This is a genomic window from Campylobacter sp. RM12651 (genome assembly GCF_022369475.1).
Taxonomy (GTDB): domain Bacteria; phylum Campylobacterota; class Campylobacteria; order Campylobacterales; family Campylobacteraceae; genus Campylobacter_E.
The window spans coordinates 17,827-36,254 of record NZ_CP059600.1 but is presented as its reverse complement, the minus strand read 5'-3'; the positions used below and the strand labels follow the sequence as shown (position 1 = coordinate 36,254).

At 30.3% G+C, this 18,428-nt stretch carries 30 protein-coding genes; all 30 read right to left on the bottom strand.

All coding sequences use genetic code 11. The features are described 5' to 3' along the window. Positions 1 to 31 precede the first annotated feature (31 nt). The 30 genes from AVBRAN_RS00215 to AVBRAN_RS00070 all read right to left on the bottom strand — a co-directional run bounded on the left by AVBRAN_RS00215 (position 32) and on the right by AVBRAN_RS00070 (position 18,299). Positions 32 to 412: a hypothetical protein gene (locus AVBRAN_RS00215; protein WP_239803238.1), complete on the bottom strand. Its 381-nt coding sequence runs from the start codon at positions 410 to 412 to the stop codon at positions 32 to 34. A 3-nt stretch (positions 413 to 415) separates the two neighbouring features. Then, positions 416 to 1,177 carry a type I methionyl aminopeptidase gene (map, locus tag AVBRAN_RS00210; protein WP_214116039.1) on the bottom strand — a complete coding sequence of 254 codons (762 nt, stop codon included), beginning with the start codon at positions 1,175 to 1,177 and terminating at the stop codon, positions 416 to 418. Then, on the bottom strand, positions 1,164 to 1,463 hold the full coding sequence (locus AVBRAN_RS00205) for a hypothetical protein (RefSeq protein ID WP_214120231.1): 300 nt from the start codon (positions 1,461 to 1,463) through the stop codon (positions 1,164 to 1,166). Before AVBRAN_RS00205 ends, map begins: the two co-directional genes overlap by 14 nt. After that, entirely contained in the window at positions 1,457 to 2,059 is a 603-nt protein-coding gene (locus AVBRAN_RS00200; RefSeq protein WP_214116043.1) for an MBL fold metallo-hydrolase, read from the bottom strand. The genes AVBRAN_RS00205 and AVBRAN_RS00200 overlap by 7 nt, the downstream gene beginning before the upstream one ends. Then, positions 2,052 to 2,771: an aspartate/glutamate racemase family protein gene (locus AVBRAN_RS00195; RefSeq protein ID WP_239803237.1), complete on the bottom strand. Its 720-nt coding sequence runs from the start codon at positions 2,769 to 2,771 to the stop codon at positions 2,052 to 2,054. Before AVBRAN_RS00195 ends, AVBRAN_RS00200 begins: the two co-directional genes overlap by 8 nt. Further along, complete coding sequence (locus tag AVBRAN_RS00190; protein WP_214150166.1) at positions 2,761 to 3,360, bottom strand: NlpC/P60 family protein; 600 nt, start codon at positions 3,358 to 3,360, stop codon at positions 2,761 to 2,763. The genes AVBRAN_RS00195 and AVBRAN_RS00190 overlap by 11 nt, the downstream gene beginning before the upstream one ends. Then, a complete protein-coding gene (gene secY / locus AVBRAN_RS00185; protein ID WP_214116056.1) occupies positions 3,357 to 4,619 on the bottom strand; it encodes a preprotein translocase subunit SecY in 1,263 nt (420 codons plus the stop codon). The genes AVBRAN_RS00190 and secY overlap by 4 nt, the downstream gene beginning before the upstream one ends. Continuing rightward, positions 4,619 to 5,020, bottom strand: a complete 402-nt coding sequence (gene rplO / locus AVBRAN_RS00180; RefSeq protein WP_214116065.1) for a 50S ribosomal protein L15 — start codon at positions 5,018 to 5,020, stop codon at positions 4,619 to 4,621. Before rplO ends, secY begins: the two co-directional genes overlap by 1 nt. 3 nt (positions 5,021 to 5,023) lie before the next feature. Next, positions 5,024 to 5,467: a 30S ribosomal protein S5 gene (gene rpsE / locus AVBRAN_RS00175; protein ID WP_214116067.1), complete on the bottom strand. Its 444-nt coding sequence runs from the start codon at positions 5,465 to 5,467 to the stop codon at positions 5,024 to 5,026. 9 nt (positions 5,468 to 5,476) lie between these two features. Beyond that, positions 5,477 to 5,833, bottom strand: coding sequence for a 50S ribosomal protein L18 (gene rplR, locus AVBRAN_RS00170; RefSeq protein WP_214116069.1), 357 nt, complete (start codon positions 5,831 to 5,833; stop codon positions 5,477 to 5,479). A 10-nt stretch (positions 5,834 to 5,843) separates the two neighbouring features. Beyond that, a complete protein-coding gene (gene rplF / locus AVBRAN_RS00165; protein WP_239803236.1) occupies positions 5,844 to 6,380 on the bottom strand; it encodes a 50S ribosomal protein L6 in 537 nt (178 codons plus the stop codon). Positions 6,381 to 6,442: 62 nt separating this feature from the next. Continuing rightward, positions 6,443 to 6,838, bottom strand: a complete 396-nt coding sequence (gene rpsH / locus AVBRAN_RS00160; RefSeq protein WP_214116073.1) for a 30S ribosomal protein S8 — start codon at positions 6,836 to 6,838, stop codon at positions 6,443 to 6,445. 9 nt (positions 6,839 to 6,847) lie between these two features. Beyond that, on the bottom strand, positions 6,848 to 7,033 hold the full coding sequence (locus tag AVBRAN_RS00155) for a type Z 30S ribosomal protein S14 (protein ID WP_172234194.1): 186 nt from the start codon (positions 7,031 to 7,033) through the stop codon (positions 6,848 to 6,850). A 1-nt stretch (position 7,034) separates the two neighbouring features. Further along, complete coding sequence (gene rplE, locus AVBRAN_RS00150) at positions 7,035 to 7,580, bottom strand: 50S ribosomal protein L5 (protein ID WP_214116075.1); 546 nt, start codon at positions 7,578 to 7,580, stop codon at positions 7,035 to 7,037. Position 7,581: 1 nt separating this feature from the next. Further along, complete coding sequence (gene rplX / locus AVBRAN_RS00145) at positions 7,582 to 7,815, bottom strand: 50S ribosomal protein L24 (protein WP_214116077.1); 234 nt, start codon at positions 7,813 to 7,815, stop codon at positions 7,582 to 7,584. Continuing rightward, complete coding sequence (gene rplN, locus AVBRAN_RS00140) at positions 7,815 to 8,183, bottom strand: 50S ribosomal protein L14 (protein ID WP_214116086.1); 369 nt, start codon at positions 8,181 to 8,183, stop codon at positions 7,815 to 7,817. The genes rplX and rplN overlap by 1 nt, the downstream gene beginning before the upstream one ends. Next, positions 8,183 to 8,434 (bottom strand): 30S ribosomal protein S17, encoded by a 252-nt coding sequence (gene rpsQ, locus AVBRAN_RS00135; protein ID WP_214116088.1) that lies wholly within the window; start codon positions 8,432 to 8,434, stop codon positions 8,183 to 8,185. Before rpsQ ends, rplN begins: the two co-directional genes overlap by 1 nt. 10 nt (positions 8,435 to 8,444) lie before the next feature. Further along, positions 8,445 to 8,630, bottom strand: coding sequence for a 50S ribosomal protein L29 (gene rpmC, locus AVBRAN_RS00130; protein ID WP_214116089.1), 186 nt, complete (start codon positions 8,628 to 8,630; stop codon positions 8,445 to 8,447). After that, complete coding sequence (gene rplP / locus AVBRAN_RS00125; protein WP_214116091.1) at positions 8,617 to 9,042, bottom strand: 50S ribosomal protein L16; 426 nt, start codon at positions 9,040 to 9,042, stop codon at positions 8,617 to 8,619. The genes rpmC and rplP overlap by 14 nt, the downstream gene beginning before the upstream one ends. A 2-nt stretch (positions 9,043 to 9,044) precedes the next feature. Next, a complete protein-coding gene (gene rpsC, locus AVBRAN_RS00120) occupies positions 9,045 to 9,743 on the bottom strand; it encodes a 30S ribosomal protein S3 (RefSeq protein WP_214116093.1) in 699 nt (232 codons plus the stop codon). A 1-nt stretch (position 9,744) separates the two neighbouring features. After that, positions 9,745 to 10,083: a 50S ribosomal protein L22 gene (rplV, locus tag AVBRAN_RS00115; protein ID WP_214116095.1), complete on the bottom strand. Its 339-nt coding sequence runs from the start codon at positions 10,081 to 10,083 to the stop codon at positions 9,745 to 9,747. A gap of 10 nt (positions 10,084 to 10,093) precedes the next feature. Beyond that, a complete protein-coding gene (gene rpsS, locus AVBRAN_RS00110; RefSeq protein WP_214116097.1) occupies positions 10,094 to 10,375 on the bottom strand; it encodes a 30S ribosomal protein S19 in 282 nt (93 codons plus the stop codon). 1 nt (position 10,376) lies between these two features. Next, positions 10,377 to 11,207, bottom strand: a complete 831-nt coding sequence (gene rplB / locus AVBRAN_RS00105) for a 50S ribosomal protein L2 (protein ID WP_214116098.1) — start codon at positions 11,205 to 11,207, stop codon at positions 10,377 to 10,379. Position 11,208: 1 nt separating this feature from the next. Beyond that, on the bottom strand, positions 11,209 to 11,490 hold the full coding sequence (locus AVBRAN_RS00100) for a 50S ribosomal protein L23 (RefSeq protein ID WP_214116101.1): 282 nt from the start codon (positions 11,488 to 11,490) through the stop codon (positions 11,209 to 11,211). A 1-nt stretch (position 11,491) separates the two neighbouring features. Then, positions 11,492 to 12,103, bottom strand: a complete 612-nt coding sequence (rplD, locus tag AVBRAN_RS00095; RefSeq protein WP_214116103.1) for a 50S ribosomal protein L4 — start codon at positions 12,101 to 12,103, stop codon at positions 11,492 to 11,494. Further along, on the bottom strand, positions 12,100 to 12,675 hold the full coding sequence (gene rplC / locus AVBRAN_RS00090; protein ID WP_214116105.1) for a 50S ribosomal protein L3: 576 nt from the start codon (positions 12,673 to 12,675) through the stop codon (positions 12,100 to 12,102). The genes rplD and rplC overlap by 4 nt, the downstream gene beginning before the upstream one ends. A 9-nt stretch (positions 12,676 to 12,684) precedes the next feature. Beyond that, positions 12,685 to 12,996: a 30S ribosomal protein S10 gene (gene rpsJ / locus AVBRAN_RS00085; protein ID WP_214116107.1), complete on the bottom strand. Its 312-nt coding sequence runs from the start codon at positions 12,994 to 12,996 to the stop codon at positions 12,685 to 12,687. Between the two features lie 502 nt (positions 12,997 to 13,498). Next, positions 13,499 to 14,275 carry an RsiV family protein gene (locus AVBRAN_RS00080; RefSeq protein ID WP_239803235.1) on the bottom strand — a complete coding sequence of 259 codons (777 nt, stop codon included), beginning with the start codon at positions 14,273 to 14,275 and terminating at the stop codon, positions 13,499 to 13,501. A gap of 98 nt (positions 14,276 to 14,373) precedes the next feature. Continuing rightward, entirely contained in the window at positions 14,374 to 15,927 is a 1,554-nt protein-coding gene (locus AVBRAN_RS00075) for a glycosyltransferase (RefSeq protein WP_345774108.1), read from the bottom strand. Beyond that, positions 15,924 to 18,299: a ribonucleoside-diphosphate reductase subunit alpha gene (locus tag AVBRAN_RS00070; protein WP_214120568.1), complete on the bottom strand. Its 2,376-nt coding sequence runs from the start codon at positions 18,297 to 18,299 to the stop codon at positions 15,924 to 15,926. Before AVBRAN_RS00070 ends, AVBRAN_RS00075 begins: the two co-directional genes overlap by 4 nt. Between the last annotated feature and the right edge of the window lie 129 nt (positions 18,300 to 18,428).

Genomic DNA, 18,428 nt, shown 5'->3' with positions numbered 1-18,428 from the left:
GGATAATTTCCTAATTTAAATTCCATAATTTTTATTCATTTATAGCATTTAAGTGTTGCTCTATTTCATCAAGGCTATTTGTATGAAAATTTCTTAATTTTATATTTGAATAAAATAAGCCATTGGTTTTGATTTTTAAAAATCTCTTTTTTCTTTTATAGCTTTTAATATCGCTTAGTTTTATGTATTTTGTAAAAAATATAAATCTAACTCCAATTCTATCTTTATACAAAATCACTTTAATTATAGGCATATCATAAATATAAATCACAAGCAAAATTGAGAAAAATATGCCTAAATAAACAAAGCCTGCTTTAAAAGCTCCTTGTGTTATTGCAATAATCAAATAAATAAATACAAAATACAAAACACTGCTAAAATCTAATTTAGATTTAATTATTTTCGCATCCATAAATTACTCATTAATTGATAAAATCTCGGCTCTTCCATTTACAATAGCTACGCAGTGTTCATAATGAGCAGTGTTTAATCCATCTGCTGAAGCAGTTTCCCACATACCTTTTAGATTTTTAGGTCTTCCATCTTTTTGACAAATCATAGGCTCTATACAAAATACCATTCCATTTTTAATCTTTGGACCATTTTTAATACTATCATTTGGGTGTAGATAGTTTGGTATTTCAGGCTCTGCGTGTGGTTTTCTACCAATGCCGTGTCCGCAAAATCCTTCTAGTGGAACAAAACCACGAGAGCGAATAAAGTCTTCTAAAATCTTGCTAAGCTCTTTAAATCTCATACCATCTTTAATATTACTTATTGCATTTAGCAAACAATCCTTGCTACAAGCAATTAATTCTTCATCTTTTTTAGAGATTTTGCCAACACCATAAGTCCTAGCAGCGTCTCCATAATATCCATCTATGAAAGTTCCAACATCGCAACTCACAATATCGCCTTCTTTTAAAACTCTATCATCAGGAATTCCATGAATGCAAGTTTCATTAAGACTAACACAAATTGCACCTGGAAAACCATAAAGCCCTTTAAAAGCTGGTTTTGCACCAAGACTTAAAATATAATCTTCTGCAGCTTTATCTAATTCTTTTAAAGAAATTCCTGGTTTTATTAAAGTTTCAAGATAATCTAGCGTTTTTGCAACCATTTTATTAGCTACTCTTAATTTTTCTATTTCTGCTGGTTTTTTAATTTCTATCATATTCATCCTTTCTTACTTTATACCCCAAAAATACAAGCACTAAGGCTATTATAAATTGAGAGATATTATCTTTATTAAAACCCACATAGTCTAACATTGAAGCATTAATTATAATTATACCAATGGCTGAATAAAGAAATATTTTAGTTAAAAGCCCAGTATTAGCCATCCTCGTGCAAGGACATTTCCTACTAAGTCTTTCTATTTTTTCATTTTTTGGTGATGCTTTTTGAAAAAACCAAGCCATCAAACCAAAAAATACTAAAATTAATTCTATTATTAACATTGCTTAATGTATCTTATCCAAGAATCAAAATGTGGTTTTTCTAAACTAACTTTTGTTTGATTTCCATGACCTGGTAGTAAATAAAAATCATCTTTTAAATTCTTTGCTTTTTCAAGACTATTTACCATATCATCAGCATTTGAGAACTCAAAATCCCATCTGCCTATACTTCTTTCAAATAAAAAATCCCCACTAAAATAAACATCATCAAATTCAATCATAGAACAACCTGGAGTATGACCTGCAAAATGATGAAAAGTAAATTTTAAACCATTAAACACTAATTCTTCTTTGTCTTCAACAGCTATTGCTATATCATCGCTTGGCAAAAAACCATAAAAAGGATTTTTTAACATAAATATATCATCTTTTGGGGTGTATAAAGGAGCGTTAAATTCTTGTGCTACTAATTTATTGTCCCATATGTGGTCGTGGTGTCCGTGAGTGTTTAAAATTGCTAGAACTTTGCTTGAGTTTTCTTTAATAAAACTTAAAGCACCTTTGCCTGGGTCTATTACAATATCTCCTAATTCGTGCTTTACAATATAACAATTTGTAGCGTAATCTCCACAAGGTCTTACTAAAATCTCATACATTTTTAATCCTTTCATAAAAATCTTTTAATATCTTAGTATCTTTACTAGCTCTAAAATCAATTATAATTTCTGATTTAAAATCTTTATTAAAAAATTCATCTTGCATAGTTTGTGCTAAAATTTTTGCTGGGTCAATCAATGTGGCTTTAGGAAAATAAGTTTTAAATTCTTGCTCTAAAAATGGATAATGAGTACAAGCATAAAGAATATAATCATAATTATTTTTATTAAAATAATTTGCAAAATCTTCACTCGCTTTAGAATAATCCATACTCTCAACAATAGGAACAAAAGAAATAGGACTTATAAAGTCAGCTTTTATATTATATTTTTTACAAGCGTTTTGATAAAGCCCTGAGCTAAGAGTTGCTTTTGTAGCTACTACTAAAGAATTTTGATTATTAGCAATTTGACTAAGCCCTAAAATACCATAATCACTTATAGGAAGAACTTTAATAGCTACATTCAGCTCGCTTAAAATTGAGCTAACTGTGTTACAGGCTAAAATAATCAAATCTACATTTAAACTTGTTAAATAATCAATTGCATTTTGACCGATTTTTAAAATTTCTTCTTTGCTTTTAGTTCCAAATGGGACATTTTTATTATCAGCATAATAAATTATTTCTTTTGCTACACGGCTTTTTACTAATAATTTTAAAGTTCCAAGCCCACCTACACCACTATCAAAAATTGCTATTTTATTTAGCATTTATATACCTTCTTGCATCTAAATATCTTGTATTCCAATATCTTACATTAAGGCTTTGAATTCTTGTTCCACCTTTTGAAGATAAATGTATAAAATTGTTATTTTCAAGATAAATTCCAACATGTAAGCCAAAAGGTCCATCTGTTCTAAAGAACACTAAGTCTCCTGCTTTAAGCTTAGATTTTGAAACTTTTTTACCACCTAATCTTTGTTCTTTTGTGCTTCTACTTAGATTAAATCCATATACTTGTTTATAAATCTCTTGAGTAAAAAAAGAACAATCCGCACCTTTGTTTTTATTAGTGCCGCCAAGTCTATAAGGAGTATATCTCCACTCACTTGAAGAATTTAAAATACGCTCTACAATTTTATTTGTTTGTTGTACTTTTTCTATATCCAATTTAGTATCAAAAATAGCATTAGGAGTAAACATTTGTGCTGGATAATTAGAATAAACATCATCAATTAACACTACACCATTGATTTTATTTTGATAGTTTTCATAGTTATTGTTGGCTATATTTTGCGAACAAGCCACAAAAAATATAGCCAAAATAATCGGCAAAAATATTTGCCTATTTATAATCATAAGCCTACTGCACTTAAGGTTTGATATTTATTCACATACATTTGAGCTTCAATTTTTCTCATTGTATCAAGTGCTACCTGAACAACAATTAAAACTGATGTTCCACCAAAATAAAATGGAACTCCCATAAATTTAGCTAAAAGCCAAGGAAGCGTAGCGATAATTGCTAAATATATTGAGCCACTTAATGTCAAGCGACTTGCAATTTCATTTAAATATAAAGCTGTTCCTTCTCCTGGACGAATACCTGGAATAAAACCACCTTGTTTTTTTAGGTTTTCTGAAATATCTTTTGCATTAAATGCAATTGATGCGTAAAAATATGCAAAAAAGATTACAAAAAAGAATGTAAAAATATGAAATACATAACCATTTGGATTGAAAATATCATTAATTTTCATAATGTATTCATTTGTACTTGATTGTAAAACAGTAGCAGGAAATGTCAAAATTGCACTAGCAAAAATTGGAGGAATTACACCACTTAAATTTAATTTAATAGGAATATAATTCATAATTCTTTTATTTTGATTTTGCATTAAAACTTTTCTACTATAAGAAATTGGAATTCTTCTTTCTCCCAATTCTACATAAATAATAGCACCAATAGCTGCAATAATAACTAAGGCAATACCAATTACTACTAAGAAATTTAATTCACCAGTATTTACAAGGTTAATTGTGCTAGAAATCGCACTAGGAATTCCCGAAACGATACCAGCAAAAATAATTAATGAAATACCATTGCCAATACCTCTTTGAGTAATTTGCTCGCCTAACCACATAAGCAACATAGTTCCAGCTAACATACTAGCAGCGCTTAAAGCTATAAATGTATTAAAATCAATCATAATAGCAGCTTCACCTGTTCTTGAGTGTAAGCTTTGAAGCCCTACTGAAACTCCAACACTTTGAATTAAAGTAATTACAATAGTTGCTACACGAATAATTTGCATATATTTAACCATTCCATCGCGTTCTTTTTTCATACGACCGATATTTGGAAATGTTGCTGCAAGTAATTCCATAATAATTGATGAAGTAATATAAGGCATTATACCTAAAGATATGATTGATAAACGCTCAGCAGCTTTTCCACTAAACATATTAAACATACCTAAAGCATTATTTGTGTTTGATTCAAAAAATTCTTTAATTACATCTACATTTACGCCAGGAACTGGCACGTAAGCCAGTATCCTGTAAGCAAATAAAAGCGCCAATGTTATAAAAATTTTATTGGCAAGATTTTTATTCATTATTTACTTCCGCTAGTTTTAATGTTTTCGTCTTTGATTTTTGCTACTAATGAACTAGCACTTGCGCCAATTAATTTTATTTTCTTAACGCTTGAAGAAAATTTATGAACACTTTTTAAGCTTTCAAAAGTAATTTCTTTTAATTCTTTAATAGCTGTAACTTTTTCAACATTAATTACATAAGGTTTTTCAAACTTAGAAGTAAAACCAACTTTAGGTAATCTTCTTTGAAGTGGTTGCTGACCACCTTCAAAACCTCTTTTTTCATTATAACCTTTTCTAGCTGTTTGACCTTTACCACCTTTTGTAGCAGTTTTTCCCCAGCCAGAACCTTGACCACGGCCTATTCTTTTTGTTTTATGAGTAGAGCCTGCTGCTTTTTGTAAATTTTCAAGTCCCATTTTTTATCCTTTCAACATACTTAAAGCTTTGATTGTAGCTCTTACAACGTTGCCTGGATTTGATGAACCAAGTGATTTTGTAAGAATATCTTTAATACCTGCAAGTTCAATAATTGGACGGCTTGAACCACCTGCGATAACTCCAGTACCTTCGCTAGCAGGTTTTAATAAAATACGGCTTGCATTGTATTTTACTTCAATATCGTGTGGGATTGTTTGACCACGAAGTTTAACTGAAATGATATTTTTGAACGCATCATCTACTGCTTTTTTAATAGCATCAGGAACTTCTTTAGCTTTACCATAACCAACACCTACAAGGCCATTTTTATTACCTACAATTACAAGTGCTGTAAATCTAAAGCGGCGACCACCTTTAACAACCTTTGTAACTCTACCGATATCAACAATTACTTCTTCAAATTCTTCTCTATTATATTTTTCCATAATTTATCCTTATAGTTTGATACCGTTTTCTCTTAAAGCATCAGCAAAAGCTGCTACAACACCATGGTATAAATAACCATTTCTATCAAAAACTGCTTCTTCAATTTTTGCTGCTTTTAAGCTTTTTGCAAATTCAGCTGCTAATTTCTTAGCACCTTCAATATTTGCTTTAATGCCTAATTTTTTACCATTTACGCTAGCTATTGTGTGAGCTTTTACATCATCAATTGCTTGAACATAAAGCGTTCTATTTGATTTAAAAATAGATACTCTTGGTAAAGTTGCACAACCGCTAATTTTTGCACGAATTCTCTTTTTTCTCTTAATTCTAAGAGATAATTTTCTTTTTAAGATATTTGCTCTCATTATTTATCCCTTACTTCTTAGATGTTTTACCAGCTTTGCGAATAATACGCTCATCTGAATACTTAATACCTTTACCTTTATATGGCTCAGGTGGTCTAAATTCACGAATTTTAGCTGCAACTTGACCTACTACTTGCTTATCAGCACCTGTAATTACGATAGTATTTTTCTCAACTGCTATTTCAATGCCTTCTGGAGCATCAAAAATTACTGGATGTGAGTAACCTAAAGCCATTTCTAAAGTTTTACCTTTCATTGCAGCTTTATATCCAACACCATTTATTTCTAATACTTTTTTAAATCCTTGAGTAAGACCTATTACTATGTTATTAGCTAAAGCTCTGTAAGTTCCCCAATAAGCTCTTGAACTTCTATCATCACTTGTTGGAGTGAATACTACTTGATTGTCTTTAACTTCTACATTTACATGGCCTTTAAAATCAAGTTCTTTTTTTACATTTCCTTTAGTAAAACTAAGAACATTACCATCTACTTTAGCTGAAATTCCAGCTGGAATTTCAATTGGTTGTTTTCCTATTCTTGACATATTTTTCCTTTTTATTTGTCTAGGGAAAGCTTAAGCTTTCCGAATGCCATAAAAAGCATTAATTACCAAATAGTGCAAAGTACTTCGCCACCGATGCCTTCTTTATAAGCAACTTCATTGCTAATAACACCTTTGCTTGTACTTACAACTATTGTTCCATAACCGTTTTTAAATCTTTTGATTTCATCTTTACCACGGTAAACTCTACGACCAGGTTTGCTAACACGCTTTATTTCATTAATAACGCTTTTGCCTTTTTCATCATATTTTAAAACTACATTGATGAATTTCTTTTTATCTTCTTCAACAACGCTATAATCTTCAATATAACCTTTCGCTTTAAAAATATCAACAATAGATTCTACAACTTTTGAATGTAGTAATTTTGTTGTATCTAATTTACGAAGTGCTGCATTTCTAATACGAGTTAGTGAATCTGAAATTAAATCGTTAATCATAACTTCTCCTTACCAGCTAGCTTTCTTAAGACCAGGAATTAATCCTTCATTAGCCATTTTTCTTAGGCACACACGGCAAATTCCAAAATCTCTATATACTGAGTGTGGACGACCACAAATTTGGCATCTTGTATAAGCTCTAACTTTAAACTTAGCTGGACGAGCAGCTTTTGCTATCATTGATTTTTTTGCCATATTACTTTCCTTTTGTGAAAGGCACACCGAATAATTCTAATAATCTTAATGCCTCTTTATCGCTATTTGCTGTTGTTACAACATTTATATTCATACCATGGGTTCTTAAAATTTGGTCATATACAACTTCAGGGAACATTAATTGTTCATTTAAACCGAAGCTATAATTTCCACGACCATCAAAACCATCTCTACTTAGGCCTCTAAAGTCTTTAACTCTTGGTAATGCAATAGAAATTAACTTATCTAAAAACGCATACATATTGTCTTTTCTTAAAGTTACCATTACACCAACAGGGAAACCATCTCTTACTTTAAAACCAGCAACTGATTTTTTAGCTTTAGTTACAACTGCTTTTTGTCCTGAAATTAAACTAATTGTATCAACAATGCTTTGTAATACTTTTTGATCTTTAGTAAATTCAGCACCTAAACCAACGCTAATTACAATTTTTTCAATAGCAGGAATTAACATAGGATTTTTAATATCAAATTCTTTAGCAATAGCAGGCTTAATGCTATTAACATATTTTTCTTTTAATCTCATATTATGCCTCCACCTTTGCTACATTTGAAATATCCATAGGCATTTCCTTATTTACAAAACCACCTTGTGGATTTTGCTCGCTTGGTTTAACTGCTTTCTTAGCAATTTTGCAACCTTCAACGATTACTTGATTTTTCTTAGGAAAAACTGCCTTTACAACACCTGTTTTACCTTTATCATCACCTGCGATAATTTTTACATTATCACCTTTTTTAATTTTAAATTTAACAGCCATTATAAAACCTCCGGAGCTAGTGAAACAATTTTCATAAAGCCACCATATCTTACTTCTCTACCAACTGGCCCGAAAATACGAGTTCCAACTGGCTCTCTTTTAGCATCTAAAATAACTGCTGCATTTTCGTCAAAACGAATTAATGAGCCATTTTCTCTTTGAACTTCTTTTTTAGTTCTTACGATTACAGCTTTAACTACTTGACCTTTTTTAATTTTACCATTTGGTAAAGCTTTTTTAACAGATGCAACTATAACATCACCTACAGTAGCATATCTTCTCTTGCTACCACCTAATACTTTTATACACATAATTTCTTTTGCGCCGCTATTATCAGCAACTACAAGCCTTGTAAAACTTTGAATCATTACTCAACTCCTGCTGCTAAGATTGTTTTAAGACGAAAAGATTTGCGTTTTGACAATGGTCTGCATTCAATTGCCACAACTGTATCGCCAACATTAGCAGTATTTTTTTCATCATGAACTAAATATTTTTTAAAGCGTTTTACAATCTTTCTATATCTTGGGTGAACAACTTTACGCTCAACTAGAACGCTAACTGTTTTATCACCTGATTTTGCAACGATTACGCCTTGTATTTCTCTTTTAAAACTCATAATTAGCCCCTTATTTCATAGCTGATATTGCAGTATTGATTTTAGCAATATCTTTTCTTACTACGCGAAGCTCATTTGTATTTGTAAGCTGCATCGTTTTAAGCTTTTGTTTTAGTGTAAATAAAAGCACCTTTTTCTCTTTTAACATAGCATTTAATTCTTCTGCTGTTTTATCTTTTAGCTCAGTATATTTCATTTTCACTCTCTCTTGTAACGAACTTAGTTTTAAATGGTAATTTACTCATAGCAAGTGCAAGAGCTTCTCTAGCCATATCTTCACTAACGCCTGTCATTTCAAAAAGAATTCTGCCTGGTTGAATATTCATTACCCATTCTTCAACACTACCTTTACCTTTACCCATCCTTGTTTCAAGTGGTTTTTTAGTTAAAGGTTTATCTGGGAATACTCTTATCCATGATTTACCTTGTCTTTTAACATGACGAGTTAGAGCAATACGAGCTGCTTCAATTTGGCGTGAATTAACTCTACCACCCTCAGTAGCTTTTAAAGCATAATCACCTAGAGCAAGTTTTGTGCCACGGCAAGCATAGCCACGATTGCGGCCTTTCATCATTTTTCTAAATTTTGTTCTTTTTGGCATCAACATAATTATTTACCTCTTCTGGTTCTTCTTGTCTTCTTTGCTGCTGGCTCTTCAGTTTTATCAGCTTGAACACCTTTATGTAATACCTCACCTTTGAATATCCATACTTTAATACCTATGTTTCCATAAGTTGTATGAGCTTCAGCAAAACCATAATCAATTTTTGCTCTTAAAGTATGTAAAGGCACACGACCTTCAAGATACCACTCTGTTCTAGCCATTTCAGCACCACCTAAACGACCTGCAACGCTAACTTTAATACCTTTTGCTCCTGCTTTTTGTGCATTTTGAATAACTTTTTTCATAGCACGGCGGAAAGCAACACGCTTTTCAAGTTGAGTTGCAACACTTTCTGCTGCTAATTGAGCTGATGCATTAGCACGACGCTCTTCTTTAATATTAAGATTTACTTCTTTATTGATAATTTTTTGTAGTTTTGTTTTAATTACTTCAACATCACTACCTTTTTTACCAATGATAATTCCAGGACGAGCTGCAACTACAGTAACTCTTAATTTCTTAGCAGTTCTTTCTATTATTATTTGACTAACGCCTGCATAGTATAGCTCTTTTTTAAGAAAAGCACGGATTTTATAATCTTCGCCTATGCTTTGTGCTAAACTAGCTTTAGCTGGAAACCATCTTGATTCCCAATTTCTATTTATTCCTAGTCTAAGACCTATCGGATTTACTTTTTGTCCCATTTTAGCTTTCCTTACTTTCAGTTTTTGCTCTACTTACTTCAACCATAATATGAGCAGTTGGTTTTCTAATGCGACTTGCACTACCTCTTGCTCTTGGTCTAATTCTTTTTAGAACTGCACCTGCATCAACACGGCATGAACTTACTACAACTTCGCTTGGCTCATATCCACCATTTGCAACAGCACTTGAAATTGCATTAGAAATGTATTTTGCTGCTTTATTTGGCATAAATTTTAAACTAGCCATTGCTAATTCAGCATTCATTCCTTGAACTTCTCTTGCTAACAATCTTGCCTTAGTTGGTGATAGTCTTATGAATTTAATTAATGCTTTACTCATCTACTACCCCTTATTTTCCAATTTTCTTCTGCACAGAACCTTTGTGGCCTTTAAATGTGCGAGTTGGTGCAAATTCACCTAATTTATAACCTATGTGATTTTCAGTTACATATACTGGAATAAAGCTTTTACCATTATGAACGTTAAAAGTAAGACCGATCATATCAGGAGTTATAGTGCTTCTTCTTGACCAAGTTTTAATTGGTTTATTATCGTTAGCTTTTTTTGCTGCGATAACTTTTTTCATAACATGAGAATCAACAAAAGGACCTTTTTTTAATGATCTAGCCATCTTATTTTCCTTTTCTTCTTGATATTATTAGCTTATCGCTAGCCTTTTTACGGCGAGTCTTAGCACCTTTAGTTGGTTTACCCCAAGGTGTAACTGGGTGACGACCTGAGTTCTTTTTACCCTCACCACCACCATGTGGGTGATCTACTGGGTTCATTGCACTACCACGAGTTTGTGGGCGAATACCTCTATGTCTATTGCGTCCTGCTTTACCGATTGTAACGTTAGCCCAATCTTCATTACCAACTTCACCAATACTAGCCATACATTCAGCTAATACTCTTCTCATTTCACCTGATTGTAAGCGAACGATTACATATTTTTCTTCTTTACCCATTAATTGAGCAAAAGAACCTGCTGAACGAATCATTTGTCCACCTTTACCTGGTTTTAACTCAAGGTTATGGATAATTGTACCTACAGGAATTGATTTTAATTTCATAGCATTTCCTGGTTTAATATCTAAACCTTCAGCAGCTGAACAAACAATGTCATTTACTGCTAAACCACGAGGTTGGATAATATATCTTTTTTCACCATCTTTATAAGCGATTAATGCAATACGGCAATTTCTGTATGGATCATACTCAATAGCTTCTACACGACCTTCAATTCCAAATTTATTTCTTTTGAAATCAATGATACGATATAGTTTTTTAGCACCTGCTTCTTTATGGCGACTTGTTATTCTTCCGTTGTTATTTCTACCTGCTGCAGCTGGAAGTTTTACAAGTAATGAGCGAACACTAGCTTTTGCTGTAATATCATCGCTACTTACACCTGTAATATATCTTCTGCTTGGGGTATATGGTTTATAAGTTTTAATAGCCATCTTAGCCTTCCTTATTCTCTAAACTAGCACCCTCAGGTAGCTTTACATAAAACTTTTTAAAGTCACTTCTTTGGCCTTCAATTCCTCTAAATCTTTTAACTTTTCCATCCATTCTTAATGAATTTATTTTTAAAGGAACGATACCAAAATATTCTCTTAACACTTGCTTTAGACCATTTTTTGTCATTTTAGGGCTAGCTTGAATAACTACTACGCCACTTTCTTGAAGGCCTAAAGTTTTTTCTGTATAAACTATATTTTTTATATCTGTGATATCAGCCATCTTAGCCCTCTTTCGTAATTGATGCTAAAGCATCTTTTTCAATAATAACTGAGTTAAATATACTTAATAAATAAGCATTTACTTCAGTAATATCAACAACATAACAATTTGCAAGATTTCTAAATGCTAATAATGTTTTTTCATCTAATAATGATTTAACTATTAAAGCATCTTTAACACCTATTTTATTAATCATAGCTCTTGCATCTTTTGTTTTACCACTTTCAATAACTATATTATCTACTGCAAATATTGCGTTTGCATTTGCTTTATCAGCTAAAGCTCTTTCAAATGCTAATCTCTTTTGCTTTTTATTTACTTTTTGAAAATAGTTTCTATTATTTGTTGGACCAAATGCAACTGCACCACCTACCCATACGTTAGTTCTAGTTGAACCTGCACGAGCACCGCCACGACCTTTTTGTCTCCATGGTTTTTTACCACCACCGCTAACATCACTTCTACCTTTAGTATGAGCTGTATTTGCTCTCATGCTAGCTTGATATGATTTTACATATAAATAAAGGTTATGAGGATTTACTTCAGCGTATCTTGCTGGTAAATCAAGCTCGCTAGCTTTTTCAAATTTATCGTTTAATACGCATACTTTCATTTTACAATCCTTACTTTACCCATTGCACCATTATAACCTGCAACGCTACCTTTTAATACTAAAACGCCATTTTCAGCGTCAAATGAAACAACTTCATTTTTAACAGTAACTAATTCATTACCAAAATGACCCGCCATTTTGCGTCCTTTTTGAACACGACCTGGCCACTCGCGGTTACCTATAGAACCTGAGCGTCTGTGAAAACGGCTACCATGACTTGCTGGACCACCTGCAAATCCGTGTCTTTTAATAACACCTGCAAAACCTCTACCTTTTGAATTAAAGCTTACTTTTAAAACTTTTGCTTCAGCTAAAGGTGTAGTGTCAATGTCACCTGCTTCTTTATTTGCTACTTCTAAACTAGCAAATTTGTTAAACTCTGCACTTAGGCTGTATTTTTTTTGCTGACCTGCTATGCACTTGTTTTGATGTTTACCTTGTGCGTAAGCAACGATAGCTTTACCATCTTTAAGTTCGCAAACTTTTGTTTTTACTAACTTAAGTAATGTTACAGGAGTGCTAGATGTGTTAATTGTTCTACTCATTCCGATTTTTTCAACAATATATTCCATACTCTATCCTTACTTGCCCATTGCACGAACTTCAACATTAACTTCTGGTGCCAAATCAAGCTTTGTTAAGCTATCAACGGTGTCAGTAGTAGCAGCCAAAATATCAATCATACGAGCGTGAATTCTCATTTCAAATTGTTCTCTTGAATCTTTATTGATGTGCGGAGATCTTAAAACGGTATAACGCTTTATTTTTGTAGGCATTGGCACTGGACCTCTAATTTCAGCACCAGTTCTCTTAACGGCTTCAACAATTGCCGCAACTGTACGATCTAGAACCCTATGGTCATAAGCTTTTAACTTTAACCTAATTCTTTCCATAATTTTTCCTTTTAAAAGAACTCGTTGGCATTTAAGCCAACCCATTAAAGAACATGTGATAAGTATCACAAAAACTAAAATAGGTTCGCAAGTGTATTTAATATAAGTTTATTTGTCAAGAAAAAATAAATTTTTTCATATTTTTTGTCTTTTTTAAAAAGATAAAAATAAAGATTATAAACTATAAAATACTAAATTTATTTTAAAATATACTAATTATAAATTTTTACTCATTCTGATAAGATATATAGAAAAATATATGTAAAAAAGCAAAAATTAGAAAATTATTAATAATACTCAGTATGAAACAAAATCACTAATAAAATTAATAATCAATAAAATAGTATTTTGTATAAAACCTATTTGCTGATATAAGCAAAAAGTATTAAATCTCAAAAAATTAATAAAAATTTTAATACTTGTTAAAACTATATATAATTTATTGAATAATAATTTTTTCCGAATTTTATTTTAAATTCGGAAAAAATTAAATCATAAATTTTTACAATACTTTATTATCTTGTAATAGTTTTTTAAATTCTTCTTTTAAAAATGGTTCTATTTCTTTATATGTTAAACGAACTTTTATATATCCACTAGCGTATGAAAATAATTCATAAGGACTATATGAAAATACTATTCCTAAATTATCAAAATAAAAATTATTTAATTCTAAAGGACTAAAAAATTTATTATCTTTTTCTGGATGTTTAGTTGTATTTTGAAAATCTCTTATTTTTTTAGATATTTTTTCTTTTAACTTATCTGTATCTTTAAAAGCTTCGTTTGATGAAATAATTTTACCTGCTTTATCTAAAATTGCATATTTTTTAAAATGTAAAGGATGGGCACCTTTATTGTCTTCTACTAAACTAAAACTTATACTCGTTAAATCATTCTTAGCAAATATTACATCTTCTAATATTTCTAAAGTTCCAAAATGAGTTAAGCTTTGAGCAAAAAATTCATTTAAATTAAGTTCTTCTTTATTGTTTCCAGATAAATATCTAATCTTAAAATTACCATCACTTGTGCCGATACTAATACTATCATATTTAACCCCAATTGATTTTGAAGCCTCATAATCTATATTATTTGTTATCGTATCATTACATGCAAAACATACATTATCTTGCATTATATTCATACCGCTAACAAACTCAACTTTATCTTTATGGTCGTTAATTGTAAAATATGCAGTTTTATCTTTATCTATCATTAAAAACCCAGCAGAATTTAAACTAAGTGCCAAAATACTTGAAATTAATACTTTTTTCATTTTATACTCCTTAAATAAAAATAGTATTTTATCCTAAGTTAATAACACTTAAAAATTTTAATTAATTTTGTTTCACGTGGAACATATTTTATAATAATCTAAATTTGTTCTAACCCGTTTTCACAATAACTTTTATCATTTAATAAAGTATTTAAATAAATTTTATGGTTCTGTTCTAAATTTCTTTCATTTTCTTTATGATATATATGATATGCTATTGCTTGATGTTTTAGTCTTTTTAATTTATAGCCCTTATTTAAGAACCTTATTACAAATTCACTATCTTCTCTTCCCCAACCTTCAAAATCATTATTAAATCCATTAATTGAAATAGCATCTTCTTTGTAAAAACCCATATTGCAACCACGAATACCTTTTATGTATATTTTTTTATCATTCGGTGTTTTTTGTGCTATTGATTTTAATTTTTTACAAATACTTTTATCAATTTTTGAGAAGTACTTAATTATTTTTGATAGAACATTAATTTTGTTTGCTTTAAATGTTCTTATATTTAATTCCATATTATCTTCTCTAATATCTTTTGAAATATTTTCCTTTAAACAAATTCTACCACCTTGTAAAAATACCCCTTTTTCAGCATTATTTTTATAATTTTTTATAAAATCATTATCTACAAGCATATCTGAATCAATAATAACCAAAAAATCTCCACTTGCTATTTTTATAGCATTATTACGAGATCTTGCTAATCTAAATCCTAAATCTTCTTGATACGCATGTTTTAATATAACAGGATATTTACTAAAATTTTCAATTATATCCCAGTTATCTCCACCATCATCGGCTATAATTATTTCATCTGGTAATGTAGTCATTTTAAAGACATATTCAAGGCATCTTGTTAGTGCCACTTTATCGTTGTAAGTTGTGATTATTAAAGAACAAGTTGGAATTTTTGCATCTTTTAATTTTGCATATTTAAAAAAAGAACCTAAAGCATTGCATAAACTTATTATAAATCCATTAAAACCATCTTTTATTCCTAATTTTAAAAAATAGAATTTAAAAAATGTAAAAAATCCGTGGCTTATAGCTTTAAAAGTACTAGTTTTTTTATTTTTATTATTTTGTGCATAAATTTCTGTATATCTTTGTAATTTTGTTATTAAATCATAAATTGAATTGAAAGCAAAATGGTGAAGATGGATATTGGTTTTTATTAATTGTGAATTATTTTTAATGATAATATTTTCATGAACATTAGCATCATCATAATTAGTATGAGTTTTATTAAAAATCCTAACTATATAATCAGGATAAAACCCACAAGTTTTTATCCATTCGTTTTTATAATAATTTTTTCTATTTATTGCATAGATTTTTGTAATATCGCTAAAATCAAGATTTTTTAAAATCTCTAAACTAATAAAATCTATTACTTCATCAGCATCAACACAAAAGACCCAGTCATTACTAGCTAAATTTACAGCAAATTGTTTTAATTTGCCAAATCCTATAAAAGGTGAGCTAAAAACTTTTACATTTTTAAATTCTTTTGCAATACTAACGCTGTTATCAGTGCTTTCATTATCTACTAACACAATTTCATCAAATTCTGCTAAAGCATTTAAACAACGCTTTAAATTTTTTTCTTCATTTTTAGCGATAATGCAAACACTTATTTTCATTGACAACCTTCGCATTCAATGCTTCTATCGACAGGTTTATTATCTAGATGTTCGCTTGCTGGACTTTCACTTCTTAAATAATAACAAGATTTAAGTCCTAGTGAGTGAGCTAATGTATAAATACTATTTAAATACCCACCACTTGCTTTGTCAAGACTAACAAATATATTTAAGCTTTGTCCTTGGTCTATCCATTTTTGGCGAATTGCAGCAGCACGAACTAAATCTCTTTGGTCAAGCTCATAAGCTGTAACATAATATTGCCATGTATCAAGACTTAGATTTGGTACGACATTAGGTATCATTCCACTTAAGTTTTGTTCAAACCATTTTCTTTTATACACAGGTTCAATTGTTTGAGTAGTTCCAACTAGAATTGATATACTAGAAGTTGGAGCTATTGCCATTAAATAGCCATTTCTCATACCTTGTTTGCTAACTTTCTTTCTTAAATTATTCCAATCACAATTTGATTGATTAAATAAATTATCTCCTAGTGTTAGCATTTTTGCATTATCGTTAGCGACATCAATAGGGAAAATTCCCTTACTCCAATTACTTCCTTCATATTCAGGATATACACCTTTTTCAACTGCTAAATCACTACTTGCACTTATAGCTTCATAAGATATATTTTCCATAATTTTATCAATTAATTCAAAGTGGTCGTTAGTTCCAAACATTATTCCCTTTTCTGCTAACATTTGTGCTTCACCCATAACACCTAAACCTATTGCACGAGATTTAAGGTTAGTGTTTTTTACTTTTGCGTGTGGATAAAAATTAAGTTCAATTACATTATCAAGCATTCTAATTGCTATTGGAACTACTCTTTTAATATCTTCTATACTATTAATTTTACTTAAATTTATACTAGCTAGATTACAAACTGCGGTTCTTCCTTCATCATATTCTTTTTCTACTATATAAACTTTTTTACCATTTAAAGTATCAAGGCTACTTAATTTTTTTGCAGTTTTTACTTGTGAATTATCAAGAGTTAAAATATCATTTTCTTCATAAATCTTTATACTACCATCTTCAAAAGTAGCTTTTATTTTATAATGATTTGGGTCAGTATTTTGAAAAATTTCTGTGCATAAATTAGAACTTCTAATAAGACCTGAATGAGAATTTGGATTAGCTTTATTAGCATTATCTTTAAAGCATAAAAACGGCATTCCACTTTCAAAATAATTTGTTAAAATCTTTTTCCAAAGCTCTTTTGCATCCATTACTTCTTTTACTATATTTTCATCTTTTTCAAGTCTTTCATACTCTAATTCAAATTCTTTTCCGTATAAATCACAAAGTTGTGGAGTATCAAATGGGTCAAATAAAGTCCATTTTCCATTTTCAGCAATTCTTTTCATAAATAAATCATTTATCCATAAAGCAGGAAATAATTCGTGAGCTCTTCTTCTTTCTTCTCCGCTATTTTTTCTAAGGTCAATAAAATCGCAAACATCCATATGCCAAGGCTCAATATAAACAGATATTGCACCTTTTCTTGTGCCTAATTGATCAACCGCTACGGCAATGTCATTTGTGATTTTTAAAAATGGAATAATTCCACCAGCTGCATTTTTATGTCCGTCTATACTACCACCCATAGCACGAACCTTACTCCAATCCCAGCCTATTCCACCGCCAAATTTAGATAATAAAGCCATTTCTTTATAAGAATCAAAAATACCTTCTATATTATCAGGGGTTGAGCCGATATAACACGAGCTTAATTGGTGTCTTGTTGTTCTTGCGTTGCTTAGAGTTGGAGTTGCACACATAACTTCAAACTTGCTTATTAAATCATAGAATTTCTTAGCCCATTCTTGCCTATTTAATTCGTTTTGAGCTAAAAACATAGCTATTGCCATAAACATATGTTGTGGTAATTCAATAGGATTACCTTTGCTATCTTTAATTAAATATCTATCATAAAGGGTTTTAATACCTAAGTAAGTAAATTGTAAATCTCTTTCAGGTTTGATATAAGAATTTAAATCATCTAAGTCATATTTTTCTTTAAGACCTAAAAATAATCTTCCTGCTTTTTCTCCACGCTCAAAATATTCTCTTAAATGCACATATTCTTTTTGTGGATTAACTTTGTGATATAAATCATATAAAAATAATCTCGCAGCTACAAAAGTCCAATTAGGTCTATCTATATCTATTTTATCAACTGCTGTTTTTATTAAAGTATTTTGTATTTCTTCAGAAGTTATCATATCTCTAAATTGTATTTTAGCATCAACTTCTAGCTCACTTTGGCTTACATTATCAAGCCCTTCAGTTGCTAAAGTTGTATATTTTTTAATCTTAGATATGTCTAATTCTTCTACTCTACCTGTTCTTTTTACTACCTTCATGATTGATTATTTTTCCTTTGTGAATTTTAAAAAAGAATGTATTATAATAAGTAGATATATAATAAAGGTTAAAAAGAGTGGGATATTTATATAAAAAATTTTTTACTACAGAAAATAAAAAAGCTTATC

What these genes read in the sequence shown, in the direction of transcription:
- AVBRAN_RS00215 (WP_239803238.1), bottom strand. Translation starts at nt 412, where the DNA reads ATGGATGCGAAAATAATTAAATCTAAATTAGATTTTAGCAGTGTTTTG.
- rplN (WP_214116086.1), bottom strand. Translation starts at nt 8,183, where the DNA reads ATGATTCAAAGTTTTACAAGGCTTGTAGTTGCTGATAATAGCGGCGCA.
- rpsC (WP_214116093.1), bottom strand. Translation starts at nt 9,743, where the DNA reads ATGGGACAAAAAGTAAATCCGATAGGTCTTAGACTAGGAATAAATAGA.
- rpsQ (WP_214116088.1), bottom strand. Translation starts at nt 8,434, where the DNA reads ATGAGTTTTAAAAGAGAAATACAAGGCGTAATCGTTGCAAAATCAGGT.
- rplC (WP_214116105.1), bottom strand. Translation starts at nt 12,675, where the DNA reads ATGGAATATATTGTTGAAAAAATCGGAATGAGTAGAACAATTAACACA.
- AVBRAN_RS00190 (WP_214150166.1), bottom strand. Translation starts at nt 3,360, where the DNA reads ATGATTATAAATAGGCAAATATTTTTGCCGATTATTTTGGCTATATTT.
- rplR (WP_214116069.1), bottom strand. Translation starts at nt 5,833, where the DNA reads ATGAGAGCAAATATCTTAAAAAGAAAATTATCTCTTAGAATTAAGAGA.
- AVBRAN_RS00070 (WP_214120568.1), bottom strand. Translation starts at nt 18,299, where the DNA reads ATGAAGGTAGTAAAAAGAACAGGTAGAGTAGAAGAATTAGACATATCT.
- rplB (WP_214116098.1), bottom strand. Translation starts at nt 11,207, where the DNA reads ATGGCTATTAAAACTTATAAACCATATACCCCAAGCAGAAGATATATT.
- rplF (WP_239803236.1), bottom strand. Translation starts at nt 6,380, where the DNA reads ATGTCAAGAATAGGAAAACAACCAATTGAAATTCCAGCTGGAATTTCA.
- AVBRAN_RS00205 (WP_214120231.1), bottom strand. Translation starts at nt 1,463, where the DNA reads ATGTTAATAATAGAATTAATTTTAGTATTTTTTGGTTTGATGGCTTGG.
- secY (WP_214116056.1), bottom strand. Translation starts at nt 4,619, where the DNA reads ATGAATAAAAATCTTGCCAATAAAATTTTTATAACATTGGCGCTTTTA.
- rplD (WP_214116103.1), bottom strand. Translation starts at nt 12,103, where the DNA reads ATGAAAGTATGCGTATTAAACGATAAATTTGAAAAAGCTAGCGAGCTT.
- map (WP_214116039.1), bottom strand. Translation starts at nt 1,177, where the DNA reads ATGATAGAAATTAAAAAACCAGCAGAAATAGAAAAATTAAGAGTAGCT.
- rpsS (WP_214116097.1), bottom strand. Translation starts at nt 10,375, where the DNA reads ATGGCTAGATCATTAAAAAAAGGTCCTTTTGTTGATTCTCATGTTATG.
- AVBRAN_RS00195 (WP_239803237.1), bottom strand. Translation starts at nt 2,771, where the DNA reads ATGCTAAATAAAATAGCAATTTTTGATAGTGGTGTAGGTGGGCTTGGA.
- AVBRAN_RS00200 (WP_214116043.1), bottom strand. Translation starts at nt 2,059, where the DNA reads ATGTATGAGATTTTAGTAAGACCTTGTGGAGATTACGCTACAAATTGT.
- rpsJ (WP_214116107.1), bottom strand. Translation starts at nt 12,996, where the DNA reads ATGGAAAGAATTAGGTTAAAGTTAAAAGCTTATGACCATAGGGTTCTA.
- rplE (WP_214116075.1), bottom strand. Translation starts at nt 7,580, where the DNA reads ATGAGATTAAAAGAAAAATATGTTAATAGCATTAAGCCTGCTATTGCT.
- rplP (WP_214116091.1), bottom strand. Translation starts at nt 9,042, where the DNA reads ATGTTGATGCCAAAAAGAACAAAATTTAGAAAAATGATGAAAGGCCGC.
- rpmC (WP_214116089.1), bottom strand. Translation starts at nt 8,630, where the DNA reads ATGAAATATACTGAGCTAAAAGATAAAACAGCAGAAGAATTAAATGCT.
- AVBRAN_RS00155 (WP_172234194.1), bottom strand. Translation starts at nt 7,033, where the DNA reads ATGGCAAAAAAATCAATGATAGCAAAAGCTGCTCGTCCAGCTAAGTTT.
- rpsH (WP_214116073.1), bottom strand. Translation starts at nt 6,838, where the DNA reads ATGATTAACGATTTAATTTCAGATTCACTAACTCGTATTAGAAATGCA.
- rpsE (WP_214116067.1), bottom strand. Translation starts at nt 5,467, where the DNA reads ATGGAAAAATATAATAGAGAAGAATTTGAAGAAGTAATTGTTGATATC.
- rplV (WP_214116095.1), bottom strand. Translation starts at nt 10,083, where the DNA reads ATGAGTAAAGCATTAATTAAATTCATAAGACTATCACCAACTAAGGCA.
- AVBRAN_RS00075 (WP_345774108.1), bottom strand. Translation starts at nt 15,927, where the DNA reads ATGAAAATAAGTGTTTGCATTATCGCTAAAAATGAAGAAAAAAATTTA.
- rplX (WP_214116077.1), bottom strand. Translation starts at nt 7,815, where the DNA reads ATGGCTGTTAAATTTAAAATTAAAAAAGGTGATAATGTAAAAATTATC.
- AVBRAN_RS00080 (WP_239803235.1), bottom strand. Translation starts at nt 14,275, where the DNA reads ATGAAAAAAGTATTAATTTCAAGTATTTTGGCACTTAGTTTAAATTCT.
- rplO (WP_214116065.1), bottom strand. Translation starts at nt 5,020, where the DNA reads ATGGGACTTGAAAATTTACAAAAAGCAGCAGGCTCTACTCATAAAACA.
- AVBRAN_RS00100 (WP_214116101.1), bottom strand. Translation starts at nt 11,490, where the DNA reads ATGGCTGATATCACAGATATAAAAAATATAGTTTATACAGAAAAAACT.